16 protein-coding genes are annotated in these 16,381 nt (G+C 72.4%); 9 read left to right on the forward strand and 7 right to left on the reverse strand.

Annotation, left to right across the window (positions count from 1 at the left end; translation table 11 throughout):
• Positions 1 to 11 precede the first annotated feature (11 nt).
• The 6 genes from GA0070607_RS04255 to GA0070607_RS04280 all read left to right on the forward strand — a co-directional run bounded on the left by GA0070607_RS04255 (position 12) and on the right by GA0070607_RS04280 (position 6,243).
• Entirely contained in the window at positions 12 to 968 is a 957-nt protein-coding gene (locus tag GA0070607_RS04255; RefSeq protein ID WP_089016991.1) for a carbohydrate ABC transporter permease, read from the forward strand.
• Positions 965 to 1,876 carry a carbohydrate ABC transporter permease gene (locus tag GA0070607_RS04260; protein ID WP_089016992.1) on the forward strand — a complete coding sequence of 304 codons (912 nt, stop codon included), beginning with the start codon at positions 965 to 967 and terminating at the stop codon, positions 1,874 to 1,876. Before GA0070607_RS04255 ends, GA0070607_RS04260 begins: the two co-directional genes overlap by 4 nt.
• Positions 1,873 to 4,011 carry an alpha-galactosidase gene (locus tag GA0070607_RS04265; RefSeq protein WP_089016993.1) on the forward strand — a complete coding sequence of 713 codons (2,139 nt, stop codon included), beginning with the start codon at positions 1,873 to 1,875 and terminating at the stop codon, positions 4,009 to 4,011. Before GA0070607_RS04260 ends, GA0070607_RS04265 begins: the two co-directional genes overlap by 4 nt.
• 103 nt (positions 4,012 to 4,114) lie before the next feature.
• Positions 4,115 to 4,516, forward strand: a complete 402-nt coding sequence (locus GA0070607_RS04270) for a YciI family protein (protein ID WP_089016994.1) — start codon at positions 4,115 to 4,117, stop codon at positions 4,514 to 4,516.
• 3 nt (positions 4,517 to 4,519) lie between these two features.
• Positions 4,520 to 5,842, forward strand: coding sequence for an RNA polymerase sigma factor (locus GA0070607_RS04275; protein WP_089016995.1), 1,323 nt, complete (start codon positions 4,520 to 4,522; stop codon positions 5,840 to 5,842).
• A gap of 80 nt (positions 5,843 to 5,922) precedes the next feature.
• Positions 5,923 to 6,243 carry a DMT family transporter gene (locus tag GA0070607_RS04280; protein ID WP_089016996.1) on the forward strand — a complete coding sequence of 107 codons (321 nt, stop codon included), beginning with the start codon at positions 5,923 to 5,925 and terminating at the stop codon, positions 6,241 to 6,243.
• Between the two features lie 55 nt (positions 6,244 to 6,298).
• On the opposite strand, the gene GA0070607_RS04285 is transcribed toward GA0070607_RS04280, so the two are convergent.
• Positions 6,299 to 7,660 (reverse strand): cellulase family glycosylhydrolase, encoded by a 1,362-nt coding sequence (locus GA0070607_RS04285; protein WP_089016997.1) that lies wholly within the window; start codon positions 7,658 to 7,660, stop codon positions 6,299 to 6,301.
• A 380-nt stretch (positions 7,661 to 8,040) separates the two neighbouring features.
• Here GA0070607_RS04285 and GA0070607_RS04290 point away from each other — a divergent pair, with 380 nt between their 5' ends.
• Positions 8,041 to 9,003: a TIGR03557 family F420-dependent LLM class oxidoreductase gene (locus GA0070607_RS04290; RefSeq protein ID WP_089016998.1), complete on the forward strand. Its 963-nt coding sequence runs from the start codon at positions 8,041 to 8,043 to the stop codon at positions 9,001 to 9,003.
• The gene (locus GA0070607_RS04295; protein ID WP_089016999.1) at positions 9,000 to 9,839 is read left to right on the forward strand and encodes an alpha/beta fold hydrolase; all 840 of its coding nucleotides are present in this window, start codon (positions 9,000 to 9,002) and stop codon (positions 9,837 to 9,839) included. Before GA0070607_RS04290 ends, GA0070607_RS04295 begins: the two co-directional genes overlap by 4 nt.
• 170 nt (positions 9,840 to 10,009) lie before the next feature.
• Here GA0070607_RS04295 and GA0070607_RS04300 read toward each other — a convergent pair whose 3' ends face one another.
• From GA0070607_RS04300 to GA0070607_RS04325, 6 genes are all read right to left on the reverse strand, one after another.
• Positions 10,010 to 10,819, reverse strand: a complete 810-nt coding sequence (locus GA0070607_RS04300; protein ID WP_089017000.1) for an endonuclease/exonuclease/phosphatase family protein — start codon at positions 10,817 to 10,819, stop codon at positions 10,010 to 10,012.
• 8 nt (positions 10,820 to 10,827) lie between these two features.
• Positions 10,828 to 12,318 carry a phosphatase PAP2 family protein gene (locus GA0070607_RS04305; protein ID WP_089017001.1) on the reverse strand — a complete coding sequence of 497 codons (1,491 nt, stop codon included), beginning with the start codon at positions 12,316 to 12,318 and terminating at the stop codon, positions 10,828 to 10,830.
• Between the two features lie 79 nt (positions 12,319 to 12,397).
• The gene (locus GA0070607_RS04310) at positions 12,398 to 13,399 is read right to left on the reverse strand and encodes a YihY/virulence factor BrkB family protein (protein ID WP_089017002.1); all 1,002 of its coding nucleotides are present in this window, start codon (positions 13,397 to 13,399) and stop codon (positions 12,398 to 12,400) included.
• On the reverse strand, positions 13,392 to 14,396 hold the full coding sequence (locus GA0070607_RS04315) for a diacylglycerol/lipid kinase family protein (protein WP_089021650.1): 1,005 nt from the start codon (positions 14,394 to 14,396) through the stop codon (positions 13,392 to 13,394). Before GA0070607_RS04315 ends, GA0070607_RS04310 begins: the two co-directional genes overlap by 8 nt.
• Before the next feature lie 98 nt (positions 14,397 to 14,494).
• Entirely contained in the window at positions 14,495 to 15,073 is a 579-nt protein-coding gene (locus GA0070607_RS04320) for a Clp protease N-terminal domain-containing protein (RefSeq protein ID WP_089017003.1), read from the reverse strand.
• Positions 15,073 to 15,309, reverse strand: a complete 237-nt coding sequence (locus tag GA0070607_RS04325) for an HTH domain-containing protein (RefSeq protein WP_089017004.1) — start codon at positions 15,307 to 15,309, stop codon at positions 15,073 to 15,075. The genes GA0070607_RS04320 and GA0070607_RS04325 overlap by 1 nt, the downstream gene beginning before the upstream one ends.
• 169 nt (positions 15,310 to 15,478) lie before the next feature.
• Here GA0070607_RS04325 and GA0070607_RS04330 point away from each other — a divergent pair, with 169 nt between their 5' ends.
• Positions 15,479 to 16,339, forward strand: coding sequence for a universal stress protein (locus GA0070607_RS04330; protein WP_089017005.1), 861 nt, complete (start codon positions 15,479 to 15,481; stop codon positions 16,337 to 16,339).
• Positions 16,340 to 16,381 lie beyond the last annotated feature (42 nt).

A 16,381-nucleotide genomic window follows, 5' to 3' on the forward strand; every position in this document is an offset into this window, starting at 1 on the left:
GGGAGGACATCGTGTCCGACCTGCCCCTGATCCAAGCGGATCGCGCCGTGCCGCCGCCGGCCGCGACCACCTCCACGGGTGGTCGTCGCCGGCGGCTACGGCTCCTGTCCCGCACCGACCGCGTGGTCATCACGCTGATGGTGCTCGTCCCGCTGCTGCTCGTCACCGGGTTCGTCTGGGTGCCGGCGGTGGCCACCGTGCTGCTCTCCGGCACCAACTGGGACGGCATCGGCCCACTGAACGAGATCGAATTCGTCGGCGCCCGCAACTACAGCGACGTGGTGAACATCTACCCGCCGTTCGTGCCGGCGGTCCAGCACAACCTGCTCTGGCTGGCGGTGCTGTTCCTGGTGGCCAGCCCGTTCGGCATGTTCCTGGCCGTCCTGCTCGACAAGGAGCTGCGGGGCAGCCGCTTCTACCAGACGGCGCTCTACCTGCCCGTGGTGCTCTCGCTGGCGCTGATCGGCTTCGTCTGGCAGCTGCTCTACTCCCGCGACCAGGGTCTGATCAACGCCGTGTTCGGCAGCAACGTCGACTGGTACGGCGACTCGAACGTCAACATCTGGGCGGTCATGGTCGCCTCCGGCTGGCGGCACGTCGGCTACATCATGCTGCTCTACCTGGCCGGGTTGAAGGGCGTCGACCCGTCGCTGCGGGAAGCCGCCGCGGTCGACGGCGCCTCGGAGAGCCGGACGTTCTTCCGGGTGGTGTTCCCGGTGATGCGGCCGATCAACATCATCGTGCTGGTGGTGACGGTGATCGAGTCACTGCGCGCGTTCGACCTGGTCTGGGTGGTCAACAAGGGACGCAACGGCTTGGAGCTGCTCTCCGCGCTGGTCACCCAGAACGTGGTGGGTGAGGCGAGCCGGATCGGATTCGGCTCGGCGCTGGCGACCATCATGCTGGTCGTCTCGCTGGTCTTCATCACCATCTACCTGGCGACCGTGATGAGGGAGAACCGGCAATGAGCAGCGCGACAGTGACCCGGCGTACCGAGAGTGAGCTCGAGGCCCCGGCCCGCCGCAAGCTGACCCCGCTGCGGCTGCTGCTGCACGGCTTCCTCATCACCGTCGCGCTGACCTGGCTCTTCCCGATCGCCTGGGCGGTGCTCACGTCGCTGCGCTCCTACGAGTACACCGCCGCCAACGGCTACGTCTCGTTCGGCGGCTGGACCCTCGACAACTACGTCACCGCCTGGCGGACCGCGGAGTTCGGCAAGCACTTCCTCAACTCGGTGTACATCACAGTGCCGGCGGTGCTGCTGACGCTCTTCCTCGCCTCCTGCGTGGCGTTCGTCATCGCCCGGTTCAGCTGGAAACTCAACCTCGTGCTGCTCGGGGTGTTCACCGCGGCCAACCTGCTGCCCCAGCAGGCGCTGCTCATCCCACTGTTCCGGCTGTTCACCGAGGTGCCGCTGCCGGAGTTCATGAGCGACTCGGAGCTGCTCTACGACAGCTACTGGGGTCTGATCCTGATCAACGTGGCCTTCCAGTGCGGGTTCTGCGTCTTCGTGCTCAGCAACTACATGAAGGCGCTGCCCCGCGACCTGTACGAGGCGGCGATGGTCGACGGGGCGAGCATCTGGCGGCAGTACTGGCAGGTCACCATGCCGCTGTGCCGGCCGGCCCTGGCCGCGCTGGCGACCCTGGAGGTGACCTGGATCTACAACGAGTTCTTCTGGGCCACCGTCCTGATGCGCACCGGCGACAAGTTCCCGGTGACCAGCTCGCTGAACAACCTGCGCGGCGAGTTCTTCACCGACAACAACCTGGTCTCGGCGGGCAGCGTGCTCGTCGCGATCCCCACACTGGTGATCTTCTTTATGCTCCAGCGGCACTTCGTCCGGGGCCTGACCTTGGGAGCCTCCAAAGGATGATGATCCTGCACCTGCGCCGCGCGCGGACCAGCCTGGTGCTCGACGCGCGCGGCCCGGGGCTGCCCCGGATCGCGCACTGGGGCGGCGACATCGGCGACCTCGACGACGACGGCCTGCGCCAGCTCGTCGACGCGACCGTACCGCCGGTGGTGCCGAGCAGCTTCGACGAGCCCACCGTGCTCTCCCTGCTGCCGGAGCCGAGCGCCGGCTGGAGCGGCCGGCCGGGTCTGGCCGGGCACCGCGACGGGACCGGCTGGTCCACCGCCTTCCGCCTGGACGGCGTCGACGTCGAACCAGGCACCGACGAGGGCTCGGCGCGGGTGACCGTACGGGCCAGCGACCCGGACGCACAGCTGTCCCTGACCATCGAGATCGAGGTGGACCCGGCCGGATTGCTGCTGCTGCGCCACCGACTGCGCAACGACGGCGACGACGCGTACGAGCTGCGGGAGCTGACGCCGGTGCTGCCGGTGCCGGCGGTCGCCACCGAACTGCTCGACCTGACCGGTCGGTGGTGCCGGGAACGGTCCCCGCAGCGGCACGCGTGGCAGTTGGGCAGCTGGGTCCGCGAAGGCCGGCACGGGCGCACCGGGCACGACGCCACCCTGCTCCTGGTGGCCGGCACCGCCGGGTTCGGCTTCGGCCACGGCGAGGTGTGGGCGGTGCACACCGCGTGGAGCGGCGACCACGTCACCTTCGCCGAGCGGCGGCCCACCGGCGAGTCGACCCTCGGCGGCGGCGAGCTGCTGGCCCCCGGCGAGGTCCGGCTGGGCCCCGGCGAGTCGTACGCCACTCCCCTGCTCTACGCGGTCTGGTCCGACGCCGGGCTGGACGGGCTCAGCGACGTACTGCACACCCACCTGCGGGCCCGGCCCCGGCACCCACGCTCCCCCCGCCCGGTGACCCTGAACGTCTGGGAGGCCGTCTACTTCGACCACGACCTGGACCGGCTGCGGGCACTCGCCGACCGGGCCGCGCAGATCGGCGTCGAGCGGTTCGTGCTCGACGACGGCTGGTTCCGCGGCCGGCGCGACGACACCGCCGGGCTCGGCGACTGGTTCGTCGACGAGGGCGTCTGGCCGGACGGCCTGCAACCGTTGATCGACCACGTGACCGGCCGGGGTCTGGAGTTCGGCCTCTGGGTGGAGCCGGAGATGGTCAACCCCGACTCCGACCTGTTCCGGGCGCACGCCGACTGGTTGCTGGCGGTGCCGGGGCGGCTGCCGCCGCTCTGGCGCAACCAGCAGGTGCTCGACCTGGGCCGGCCGGAGGCGTACGACTACCTGCTGGAACGGCTCGACAAACTGCTCACCGAGCATCCCGGCATCAGCTACCTCAAGTGGGACCACAACCGGGACCTCACCGAGGCCGGGCATCACGGCCACCCCGGGGTGCACGGGCAGACCCTGGCGGTCTACCGGCTCCTCGACGAGCTGCGCCGCCGCCACCCCGGCGTGGAGATCGAGAGCTGCGCGTCCGGCGGCGCCCGGGTGGACCTGGGCATCCTGGCGCGCACCGACCGGGTCTGGGCCAGCGACTGCAACGACGCGCTGGAACGGCTCAGCATCCAGCGCTGGACGGGGCTGCTGCTGCCACCGGAGCTGATCGGCACGCACGTCGGGCCGGAGCGCTCGCACACCACCCACCGGGTGCACGACCTCGGCTTCCGGGCAGCCACCGCGCTCTTCGGCCACCACGGCATCGAGTGGGACATCGCGTCGATCAGCGCCGCCGAGCAGACCGAACTGGCCGCCTGGGTCGCGCTGCACAAGCGGCTGCGTCCGCTGCTGCACACCGGGCGGGTGGTCCGGGTCGACCATCCGGACCCGGCCGTCTGGGCCCACGGCGTGGTCGACCACGACGGCACCAGAGCGGTGTACGCGGTGGCTCGGCTGACCACCTCGGTGGCGCAGTCCCCGGGCGCGGTCCGGCTGCCCGGCCTGGACCCGGGCCGGCGTTACCGGGTGCGACCGGTGTCGGACGTGCCGGCCCCGGCGACCATCGACCGGTCCGCGCCGGCCTGGCTGGCTGGCGGCGTCATGCTCAGCGGAGCGGCACTGGCCCGGGTGGGGGTGCAGGTGCCCGCGTTGCACCCCGAGCAGAGCCTGGTGCTGGAGGTTGACGCCGTCGACTGAAATTTCCCGGGACATCTTTGACCGGGGTGTCGAGAACGGTGCCGTCGGCTTCTACCTCAGGGTGAGAGCACCGAAGATGGTGCGCAGGCGTGAGGAGCGAACCATGAAGTACATGCTGCTTATGCAGTTCAGCGCCGCCGGGACCGACTTCCCGGGCATCGACACCTGGACGCCGGAGGAGATCGAGGCGCACATCGGGTTCATGGGCGAGGTCAACCGCAAGCTCACCGCCGCCGGAGAGTGGGTCGACGGGCAGGGCCTCGGCGGCCCGCAGCAGGCGCGGATCGTCCGCGCCGGTGAGGGCGGGGCCCCGGTGGTCACCGAGGGGCCGTTCGCCGAGACGAAGGAGTTCCTCGCCGGCTTCTGGATCGTCGACTGCGACAGCCCGCAGCGGGCGGTGGAACTGGCCGCGTACATCTCCACCGCACCCGGCCCCGGCGGACGGCCGCTGAACATGCCGATCGAGGTGCACCCGATCATGTCCGCCCCAGCCCAGGAGCTGTGAGGGCTGGCCACCACCGATCCCCACGTCGAGGACCTGCTGCGCGAACTGGCGCCGCAGGTCCTCGGCGTGCTCGCCCGCCGGTTCGGTGACTTCGCCACCGCCGAGGACGCGGTGCAGGAGGCGCTGCTGGCCGCCGCCACCCAGTGGCCGGCGGACGGGCTGCCGGCGAACCCGCGCGGCTGGCTGATCCAGGTCGGCTACCGCCGGATGATCGAGCTGGTCCGCGGTGAGCAGGCGCGGCGCCGCCGCGAGGACCTGGTCGCCCGCCGGGACCCGGACGACCGCCAGCACGCGCCCGCGGCGGACGAGGAGCTGACCGCCGAACGGGACGACAGACTGGTCCTGCTCTTCCTCTGCTGCCACCCGGCGCTCACGCCCGCGTCGGCCGTCGCGCTGACCCTGCGCGCGGTCGGTGGGCTCAGCACCGCCGAGATCGCCCGCGCGTTCCTGGTGCCCGAGACGACCATGGCGCAACGGATCAGCCGGGCCAAGCAGCGCATCCGCTCCTCCGGGCTGCCGTTCCGGATGCCGGAGCCGACGGAGCGGGCCGACCGGCTGGCCACCGTGCGGCAGGTGCTCTATCTGATCTTCACCGAGGGGCACACGAGCACCGCCGGCCCGGATCTGCGCCGGGTCGACCTGGCGGCGGAGGCGATCCGACTCACCCGTGCGCTGCACACGCTGCTGCCCCACGACAGCGAGTCGGCCGGCCTGCTGGCGTTGATGCTGCTCACCGAGGCGCGCAGCCCGGCGCGGACCGGGCCGTCCGGTGAGCTGATCTCGCTGGCCGACCAGGACCGCGCCCACTGGGACGCGGCGGCGATCGCCGAGGGCATCGAACTGGTCACCCGGGCGCTGCCGCGCGGGCCGGTCGGCCCGTACCAGGTGCAGGCCGCCATCGCCGCACTGCACGACGAGGCGCCGAGCACCGAGGCGACCGACTGGCCGCAGATCCTGGCGCTCTACGGCGTGCTGGAACAGCTCTCCGGCAGCCCGGTGGTGGCGCTCAACCGGGCCGTGGCGACCGCCATGGTGCACGGGCCGGCAGCCGGCCTGGCCGCTCTCGACGCGCTGGCCGCCGACCAGCAGTTGGCCGGGCACCACCGGCTCGCCGCCGCCCGCGCGCACCTGCACGAGATGGCCGGGGACCGGGCCCGGGCGATCGCCGACTACCGGGCCGCCGCCGGGCGGACGAGCAGCCTGCCCGAGCATCGCTACCTCATGATGCGGGCAGCCCGGCTCGCCGCCGAGCCGGACCGGCCGACGTCGCATCAGGCTCCGACGGAGGACCGAGTGGATGGGAATCTCGGCCTCGGGCCGGAGTAGTTACCCGCATCGCCTGTGGAGCTGATGTCGTAAACGAATCACCCGCTACCCGCCACCGAGCATTCAGGACTGAGGACCGCATGGCGTACGTGCTGCTGGGGATCGCCATCGCCGCCGAGGTGCTGGCGACCAGTCTGCTCAAGACCACCGCCGGGTTCACCCGACTCGCGCCGACGGTGGCCTGCCTCGGCGGCTATCTGCTGGCGTTCGTCCTGCTGGCCCAGGCCGTCAAGGAGATACCGGTGGGCGTCGCGTACGCCCTCTGGTCCGGCCTGGGCACCGCCACCATCGTGGCGATCGGCGCGGTCTTCCTGGATGAGCCGGTCGGGCTGGCCAAGCTCGCCGGTATCGCACTGATCATTGCCGGGGTCGTCATCGTGAACCTGGCCGGGGAGCACTGACCACGGCTGAGCGCGGTGGCCGGGCCCGGTGCGGTCCCGGCCACCTGCTCGTCGATCAGCTCGCGGTGCAGCTCACCTCCGGCCTGGCGTTGCTGCCGGTCCAGCTGCCGATGAAGCCGAAGCTGGTGCTGGCACCGGCGGCCAGCCGGCCGTTGTAGGCCACGTTGCGCGCGGTCACCGCGGCTCCGCTGCTGGTCAGCGTCGTGTTCCAGGACTGGCTGACGCTCTGGCCGTTGGCGAAGGTCCACCGGGTGCTCCAGCCGGTGATCGCGGTCGCGCCGGCGGTCACCTTCACCTCACCCTGGAATCCGCCCTGCCACTGGTTGGTGACGGTGTAGGTAGCGGTGCAACCACCAGCCGGGGGCGGCGTGGTCGGTGGCGGCGTGGTCGGTGGCGGGGTGGTCGGCGGGGGCGTGGTCGGCGGCGGGGTGCCGCCGAAAACCGTTGCCTCCCGGGCGGTCTGCCGGATGCCGTTGGCGCCGTTGAAGATCCGCTGGCCCCAACTGGTCAGGCTGGCCGGGTTGAAGGCGGTGGCCATGTCGAGATACTCCACGCCGCCGCCGTTGCCGCTCCACGACCAGCCCAGCCAGCCGATCCCGTTGGCCTGGCTGTAGGCGAGGATGGTGTCCTCGTCGGGGTCGCCGTCGGAGTGGTTGAAGCCGAACTCGCCGACCACGATGGGCAGCCCGGCCGCCCGGAAGCGACCCAGGTAGTCGCTGATCTCCGCGGCGGTGTCGAAGACCCCGTACATGTGGATGGAGAAGACGGTGTTGCGGGCCGGGTCGGCGGCGAAGACCGAGGCGGCGTTGTCGCGCATGGTGAACGACCAGTCCTGCCCCCAGTTCGGCGCGTCCACCATGATCGTGTGGGTCAGACCGCCGGCGCGTAGCCTGGTGATCGCGGTGGCGTTGTCGGTGGCCCAGGAGGCGTAGTTCTGGTTGCCGTACGGCTCGTTGCCGATGTTGACGATGACGTACTTCTCCTGGCCGGCCAGGACGTCGGCGAGACTGAGCCAGTAGTCGACGGCCCGGGCGAGGGTGATAGCGCCGCTCTGCTCGCCGTAGCCGGTGGTGTCGTGCACCTCCAGCACACAGATCAGCCGGTTGGCCTTGCACAGCGAGATGACGTTGGCGACGTCGGCGTTGGTGTTGCGGGTCCACCGGTCGCCGCTGGAGAGCACCACCCGGACGGTGTTCGCGCCGAGCGCCTTCACGTCGGCGAACGAGCTGGTCTGCTGTGGGTACCAGGTGTGCGCGTGGTTGACCCCGCGCATGATGAATTCGGTGCCGTTGGCGTCGTACAGCTTGCCGCCCGCGACTGTGAAACCGGCTGCGGCCTGCGCGGGCTGGCCGAACGCCAGCACGGCGACGAGCAGCGCGAGCAGGGCGGCGCCGGCGGCGGAAAGTCGAGTCTTCATGGCCTTCCTCAGGGAGGACCCCCGGTGCCCGACAGGGGTGGGACGTGACAGGGGAAGGCGGCTGCAGCCCGACAGCCGCCGCCTGGATCCCGGCGGCGCACGCATCAGCGTAGGGCGATGGATTGGTCGGCGCAACCGGTTCAGTGGCTGAGCCAAAGCCGGCGGACAGCCGTGACGGCCCACGCGAACGCGGGCCGTCACGGGGCGGTCATCCCCACCACAGGATGTGCGCCACACCCGGCACTCTTAACCGGTTAAGAGCGACGGTAGGCAGGTCACGGCCATCCGTCAAGCGCCTCCCGTCCGAACCGGACGGGAGGGTTGGCCGCTGCCGACCTGGGTATCCCGGGACGATCCGTCGGCGGGAAGGAGAAACCAGAATGGTCAGCGTCGGCTACACCCTGATGTGCGAGCAGGCCGGTCCGAAGCAACTGGTCGACCACGCGGTGCGGGCCGAGGCGGCCGGCTTCGACCAGCTGGTGGTCTCCGACCACTACTACCCGTGGCTGGATGCCCAGGGCCACTCCCCGTACGCCTGGTCGGTGCTCGGCGCGGTCGCCCACGCCACCTCCCGGGCGGAGCTGATGTCCTTCGTGACCTGCCCGATCCGCCGCTACCACCCGGCCGTGGTCGCGCAGAAGGCCAGCACCATCGGAGCGCTCTCGGACGGCCGGTTCACCCTCGGCCTCGGCGCCGGGGAGAACCTCAACGAGCACGTGGTCGGTGGCTGGCCGCACGTGCAGCAGCGGCACGAGATGTTCGAGGAGGCCCTGCAGATCATCCGCCCGCTGCTCAACGGCGAGTCGCTGACCTTCTCCGGCAACCACTTCGACGTGCCCGACGCCTACGTCTGGGACCGCCCGGAGCAGCCGGTCCCGATGGCCATCGCCGCCTCCGGCCGGCAGTCCGCCACCCTCGCCGCCGAGTACGGCAACGGCATCATCGCCACCGAGCCCGACCGGCACATCATCGAGATGTACGACGACGCCGGCGGCACCGGCCAGCCCCGCTACGGGCAGGTGCCCATCTGCTACGGCCCGGACGAGGCCGAGTGCCGCAAGATCGTGCACGACCAGTTCCGCTGGTTCGGGCTCGGCTGGAAGGTCAACGCCGAGCTGCCCGGCCCGGACTCCTTCGCCTCCGCCACCCAGTTCGTCCGGGAGGAGGACGTCGCCGAGGGCATCTCGTGCGGCCCGGACGTGGACGCGCACGTCGAGGCCTTCCGGAAGTTCGTCGACGCCGGCTTCACCCATGTAGCGCTCCTTCAGGTCGGCGGGGAGAACCAGCCGATGTTCCTGGACTGGGCGCAGGAGCAGTTGCTGCCCCGGCTGCGCGAGCTGTGAAGCTCACCTCCGCCGGGCGGTTCGGTCTGGCCGATCTGCGGCTGGCGCTGGCCGCGCCCCGGCCGGCCGCCGGGCTGACCAGCGAGTGGCGGCGGGTCGACGGGCTGCGGACACACACCCGGCGCAGCACGGATCCCGGGACCGGGGCGCCGCCGATCGTGCTGGTGCACGGCCTGGCGGTCTCGCACCGCTACCTCACCCCGCTGGCTGTCGCGCTCTCCGCCACCAACCCGGTGTACGTACCGGACCTGCCCGGCTTCGGGCTGACCGAGCGCCCCCGGGGGGCGTACGACGTACGCGCGCACGCCGAGCACCTGGCCGCCTGGCTGGCCGCGTACCGGCTGCCGCCGGTCTGCCTGCTCGGGCACTCGTTCGGCGCCGAGGTCGTCGCCGCGCTCGCCGCCGTACACCCGGACCTGGTCCGCGCGGTGGTCCTGGCCGGACCGACAAGCGACCCGGATGCCCGGACCCGACGGGGACAGGTCGGCCGGTGGCTGGTGGACACCCTGCGCGAGGCGCCGTTGCAGGCGCCGATCCTGGCCCGCGACGTCTGGGACGCGCGGCCCTGGCGGGTGGTCGCGACGCTGTCCCACTCGGTCCGCAATGCCACCGAGGCGGACCTGGTCCGGGTCGCGGCGCCGACCCTGGTGGTCACCGGCGAACGGGACCCGGTGGTGCCGGCGGCCTGGCGCGACCGGGTGGCCCGGCTGGTCCCGGACGCCCGCCCGGTGACCGTGCCCGGCGCCGCCCACAACGTCGCCACCACCGCCCCGACGGCGGTCGCCGACGCCATCCGCCACCTCCTCGCCCCCGCTCCCGCACTCACGGACAGGTGAACCCATGCGCTTCGGCAACACGGAGATCCGCCCACTCGGCGGCGGCCTCGGCTGCCTCCTGATGATCCTCTTCTCGATCGTGGCCTCGGTCGTGCTGACCGTCCTGCTCAACCTGGTCCTCTGATCCGCCCGGCCCCGCGCGTCCCGGCCCGAGCGCGCGCGGGCCCGGGTCAGGCCGGGTCGAGGTCCAGCTCGGCGACGACGGGGTAGTGGTCGGAGGCGGTCTCGGCGTCCCCCTCGCGGACCACCCGGACGCGCCGGCTCCGCTCGGCCACCGCCGGGGTGCCGAACAGGTAGTCCAGCCGCATCCCGGCGAACTCCTCCCCGCCGAACCGGGTGGGCACGGTGAGGCCGTCGGCCTCCGGTGCTCCGGCGGCGTACGAGAGCCAGAGGTCGACCAGGCCGGCGGCCCGCAGCCGGGCGACAGCGCGGGTGTCCACGACGCCGCCGGTCCGCCGCAGGTGACGCCGCCGGTAGAGGTCGGGCATCCCGGCCAGGCGCGCGGTGTGGTCGACGGTCGGGTCGAGCGCGTTGAGGTCACCGGTGACCAGCGTCAGCGGCCCCTGGGCGCGCCGCACCGCGGCCACCAGCCAGTCCACCTCCATCCGACGCCGTCCCCCGGAGTACGGATGGAGGTGGGTGCCGAGCACGGTCAGCGGTCCGGCCGAGGTGGCCACCACGACGCGGGCGGCCGCGTGGTGGAACGGCCGGCGCAGCGCCCCCGCGGCGACGACCCGGAGTGGCGACCGGACCAGCACCGCCACCGGCTGCCCGAAACAGGACCCGGCCAGGTGCTGTGCCATTCCCACCCGACCCGCGATCTCGGCCATGAGCCCGCCCCGGTCGAAGTCACGCAGCTCCTGCAGGGCCAGCACGTCCGGCGCCTGCGCGGTGACGACCCGGACCACCTGGTCCAGCCGGTCGGGGCCGCCCCGGTCCCGGCCGCCGGTACGGATGTTCCAGGTCATCACGCGCAGCACAGCGACGCTCAGTCAGCCCGGCTGGCCCGGGCCAGCTCGTCGTCGAGGGTGCCCACGTCCTCCGACTCGATGCTCGGCCGGTTCCCCTCCCGCACGTCGGCGTTCGGTCGGATGACCAGGTAGAGCAGCCCGACCCAGAGCGCGGAGAGCAGGATCGCGCCGATGAAGTCGGTCGGGTGGTGCATCCCCCGGTACATCCGGGAGGTGGCCACCCCGACCGGCATGATCACCGCGAGCGCCACGAAGATCCAACGCCACCACCGGTCGGTACGCGGGAACACGATGAGGGTGATCGCCAGCCAGACGCAGATCGTCGCCGCGATGTGCCCGGACGGGAAGGAGGAGGTGGGCATCTGGCCGTCCAGGTTCTCCACCGGCGGGCGTGGCCGGTCGACCGCCCGGGCGGAGGCGAGGAAGAGGGTCAGCTCGCCGACCATCGCCAGCGCCACGAAGAGCACCGGCCGCCAACGCCGCCACACCGCGAGCACCAGCGGACAGAACACCAGCGAGATCAGCAGGATGGCGTGCGTGTCGCCGAACTTGCTCCACCACCAGCTCACCTCGGTCAGCACCTCGGTGTGCCGGTCGGCGAACCAGCGCGGCACGTCGGTGTCGAGGGTGTCGAAGAAGGTGCCCTTGGCGTGGTAGCTGACGTACGTGCCGAAGGCGTACAACGCCCCGAACACCAGCACCCACCCGACCAGCAGCTCGGCCACCGCCGAGCGCGGGTGGGCCAGTACCTCCTCCTCGGCCGGGGCGGGGACGATGTCGTGCCCGGCCTCCGGCTCCAGACCCTCGGTCAGCGGCGGCACCGGGCGCCCCCGCTCGCGCCGCCAGAGCCGGAACGCGTACGCGGTGACACCCAGCCACGCGGCGCCGAGCAGCCAGCCGGCCAGCACATCGGAGACGAAGTGCACGCCCAACGCAATCCGGGTCAGCCCGACCAGCGCCACCAGCACTACCGCACCGGCGATCGCCGGCTTACGCCAGCGTGGCGCCATCGCCGGCAGGAACACCAGCAGCAGCGCCCCGTACGCGACGAACGAGCCGAGCGCGTGCCCGCTCGGGAAGCTGTTGCCCGGAGCGCTGGCGATCGGCACGTCCACCACCGGGCGGAGCCGACCGACAAGCGTCTTCAGGGACGGGTCGAGGATCAGGCCGCCGACCCCGGTGATGATCAGATAGACGGCCAGCCGTGGCTGCCGCCGGATCAGCAGCCCGACCACGGCGATGGTGACCAGCCAGATGAGAATCGGCCGGCCGCCCAGGTCGGTCACCGCCTGGAGCACGGTGACCAGCGCGTGGTGCGGGGCGACGAGACCGTTGAACCACTCGGCGACCGCGTGGTCGGCGTCCTGCAACGGGCTCCACCGCACCCGGACGAGCAACAACAGCAGCCCGAAGGCCACCCCGGCGCCGGTGACGGCCACCAGACCGGCGATGCTCCGCTCGGCGAAATGACCGATCGGACGCCGCGCCACCTCTTTGACCGCGGTCACCCCGCACCTCCCTTGTCCACTGGCGAGGCGCTTTACCCGATCGGCGCCGCGCGTACACGCGGGCGACCGGCGGGGGCGGCTAGAGCGCCGTCATGTCCCCGGTGTCGAGGAGCTCGGCGCGCTCGGCCTCGGGCTCCCACAGGTCCGGTTGGGCCGGTTCCCGCACGCCGATGCGCAGCGCCTCCAGTTGGGCGGCGAAGGCCAGCCCGCCGAAGAGCGCCATGCCGGTGAGGTTGGCCCAGAGCAGCAACGCCATCATCCCGGTCAGCGCGCCGTACGTCTGCCCGAAGCCGCCGCTGAACCGCACGTACGCGGCGAGGAGCAGGCTGGCGAGCCACCACAGCGCCGTGGCGATGCCGGCGCCGAAGAACAGCCAGGACAGGCCGGGCTGCTTGCGGCGCGGCGCGTGCCGGAACAGCACCGCAACGGCGAGCACGGTCAGCGCGAGGCTCAGCGGGAAACGGACCACTGTCCAGATGCCCTCGGCGACCTCGCCCCACTCGTAGTGCTCCCGCACCGAGTCGCCCACCGCGCCGCCGCCCACCAGGATCAGGAAGCCGGCGAGCGCGGGCAGGCCGGCGGTGGCGGCCAGCACTGCGGCGCGGACGTACTTCCACAGCGCCGGGCGGTCCCGCTCCACGCCGTAGATCCGGTTGGCGCCCCGTTCGATCTGGGCCATCGTGGTGGTCAGCGCGACCAGCCCGGTGAGCAGACCGAGGGTGAGCGCCAGCTCGCCGGCGTCCTCGACACGTTCACCCTCGCCGAGCAGCTCGGCCACCATCTGCTCGCTCTGGCCGGGGGTCAGCGCCAGCACGGTGTCGGCGACCACGCGGCCGCCCTCTTCGACGCCCAGCTCGCTGATCAGACCGGTGAGGGCGATCAGGAACGGCACCACGGCCAGGCAGAGTTGCAGCGCGAACGCGCGCGAGTGGCTGAACCCGTCGCCGTAGCGGAACCGGATGAAGGCGTCCCGCAGCAGGTGCCAGCCGCCCTGGCGGCGCAGAGTGTGCCAGGCGTCGTCGGCGGAGAGCTCCTCGTCGGCCATCAGCCGGGTCTCCGGCACGATCCGGGTGCTACTCACGGCGCGCTTCCTCGATCAGCTGCTCGCCTCGCTCCCCGGCGCGCTGCGCGTCGACGGCGAGGTCGGGGGCTTCCTCAGGCTGGGGCACGCAGAGCCAGAGCGCCTGGTGCCGGACCTCGGCCCGCAGTCGCCGGCTGGGAGCGATGAGATCGCCGTCCAGCTCCCGGGGCTGGGCCCGGTTGCTGGTGACCACGACGCGACGGCCGCGGAACACCTCCATCTGCGGCACCCGGCCGTTGCGGCGGATCACCGCCCAGCCGAGCGCGAGCCAGTGCCGCAGGTTTCGCGGGGTGAGCACCGCGATGTCGAGCCAGCCGTCGTCCGGCTCGGCCTCGGTGAGCAGCCGCACGCCGCCTTGGAGCCGGCCCACGTTGGCGATCAGCACCGAGCGGGCCCGGCGGCGCACCGGTGGCCGGTCGTCGATGCGGATCTGCACCCGCATGGGCCGGTCCCGCAGGTGCCGGGCGGCGCCCATGACGTACGCCGGCCAGCCGATGCGGGCCTTGGTGGCCTCGGAGGTGGCGGCGAGCATCTGGGCGTCGAAGCCCATCCCGGCCATCACCGTGAAGTACCGGTCCTCGACGGCGCCGACGTCGAGCAGCCGCCGGCCGCGTTCGATGGCGACCTGGAGCCCGGCGGCCATGTCGGTGGAGAGACCCAGGTTGGCGGCGAGCAGGTTGCCGGTGCCCTGCGGCAGCACGGCCAACGCCACGTCGGTGCCGACCAGGCCGCTGACGCAGGACATCACAGTGCCGTCGCCGCCGCAGGCGAAGACCAGATCGACGCCGGCCTTGACGGCCTGCTCGGTCTGGTCGCGGCCCGGGTCGTCGACGGTGGTCTCGAACCACTGCGGCTCGGGCCAGCCGGCGGCGGCCAGGGCGTCGTTCACTGTGCGGCGCAGGTCGTCGAGATCGGCGACCTTCACCGGGTTGACGACCACGGCGGAGCGCAGCCCACCGTCGCCGCCCGAGGGTCGCCTCTCCTTTGCAGCATCCACGGCGCCAGTGTGCAGCACCGGGGCGGCTTCAGCGAGCCCGCGAGCGGCCGGCGTCGGAAGTGCCACAGACAGGTTTCAAGGCGCCGGCCATCGCATCGTCAGGCCGCCGTCCGCACTGCGCTCTCCACTCGTCGGCGCAGGTCGTCGAGGTCGACCCCGGCCTCGGTGAGGACCAGCGCGCCGAGCCCCCGCCCCTCGCGGAGCACCCCGAGCAGGATGTGTTCGGTGCCGATGTGGTGGTGGCGCAGCCGCACCGCCTCCCGCAGCGACAGCTCCAGCGCCTTCTTCGACCGGGGCGAGAAGGGCCCGCCCAGGGACCGACGGCGGCCCCAGCGACGGCGCGGCGCCGGCACGGCCTCGCGCAGGGCGTCCGGGCCGAAGGACTGCTCGATGCGGGCGACGATCGCGGCCAGGTCGATGCCGATCTCCCGCAGTGCCGCCGCGTCGGCGTCACCGAGGCCGGCGCCACCGTTGACGGTGTGCCGACGGACCCGCTCACGCAGGTCGTCGGCGCGTACGCCGGCGTCGGCCAGCACCCGGCTGGCCAGACCCGCCTCGTCGGCTGTCAGGGCGAGCAGCAGGTGCTCGGTGCCGACCGGGCGCTGGCCCTCGGCCCGCGCCTCCTCCAGCGCCCGCCGCACGACCTCGCGCGCCCGGTGGGTGAACCGTTCGAACATCACGCCTCCCAGGATTGACTGACCGCCGGCCGCCCGGCGTGCTTCTTGTGAACCGCCTGCCGGCTGACCTCGAGCGCGTCAGCGATCTCCTGCCAGGACCAGCCCTGTCGACGGGCGTTGTCCACCTGGACCACCTCGAGCCGCTCGAGCAGCCGGCGCAGCGCGCGGACGGCGCGCAGCCCGACCCGGGGGTCGGTGCTGCCGGCTGCCGCCGCGAGTTCCGTCGCCTGACTCATGTCGTCAACATACGTTGACAGTGCCACTCGTGTCAACCCTCGTTGACGAACAGTGGCCACCATGGCCGACGGCGCGGCCCGATCCGGCCCGCCACCGCTACCGCACGACTACCCTCGGTCAGGGACAGCGTGGTCGTGCCCGGGCGCGACGCCCGGGAGGTGATGTCGGATGGCCGCATCCGCCGATGCAGCGGTGCTGGTTGGACTCGGCACGGAGCACGACCTCCCGGTCGTTCACCAGGCCGCGCAGGAGGCCGCCGCGCACAACCGGCAGCTGCACCTGCTGCACACCTTCGACTGGCACGCGGCCTTCGCCGCGGACACCGTCGCCGCACCCCGGGACCAGGCCGAGGATCTGATCACGCGGGGCGCGCAGCTGGCCCACGGAATCGAGCCGGGACTGACCGTCCGCGGCGAGATCGTCGAAGGGGCCATGCTGCCCATCCTGATCCGTCGATCGCAGGCGGCCTTCCTGCTCGCGGTCGGCGACAGCGGGATGGCCGGCAGCGGCAAGTGCATCCCGTCCGAGACGACCGCCGTGCAGCTGGCCGCCCGGGCCGGCTGCCCGCTGCTGGTGGTCCGTCAGGAGCAGCCGCCGTCGGGCCCGGTGCTGGTCGGGGTGGACGGGTCACCCAGCTCGACCCTCGCCCTGGAGTGGGCCTTCGAGTGCGCGGCCCGGCGCCACACCCGGCTGCTGGCACTACGGGTGGTGGAGCCCGACGAGGACACCGACCTGGTCACCGACCAGCTGTCCGAGGTCGTCGCCCGGTTCTCCGCCCGCCGGACGGACGTGCCGGCCGAGTGCCGCGTCATCCGAGGCGATCCCGGCCAGGTGCTTGTCGACGTGTCCCGCTCGGCGCAGGTCGCGCTGGTCGCCGCCCGGGGCGACGAACCGGGGCGCGGGATGCTGGGGGCGGTCGCCCAGTCCATGCTCTACCACTCCCCGGCCCCCGTGGTCATCGTCCGAGGGCTGGCCGAGGCCCCGCTCACCGGGCCCGACGCCCACCCGTCCCGGGACCAACGGCCCTGACCTCGGGGCGCAGGCGACGGCGAGGCTGGACGTCGGATGCCC

The sequence above is a fragment of the Micromonospora coriariae genome, from assembly GCF_900091455.1.
Classification (GTDB): Bacteria; Actinomycetota; Actinomycetes; order Mycobacteriales; family Micromonosporaceae; genus Micromonospora; species Micromonospora coriariae.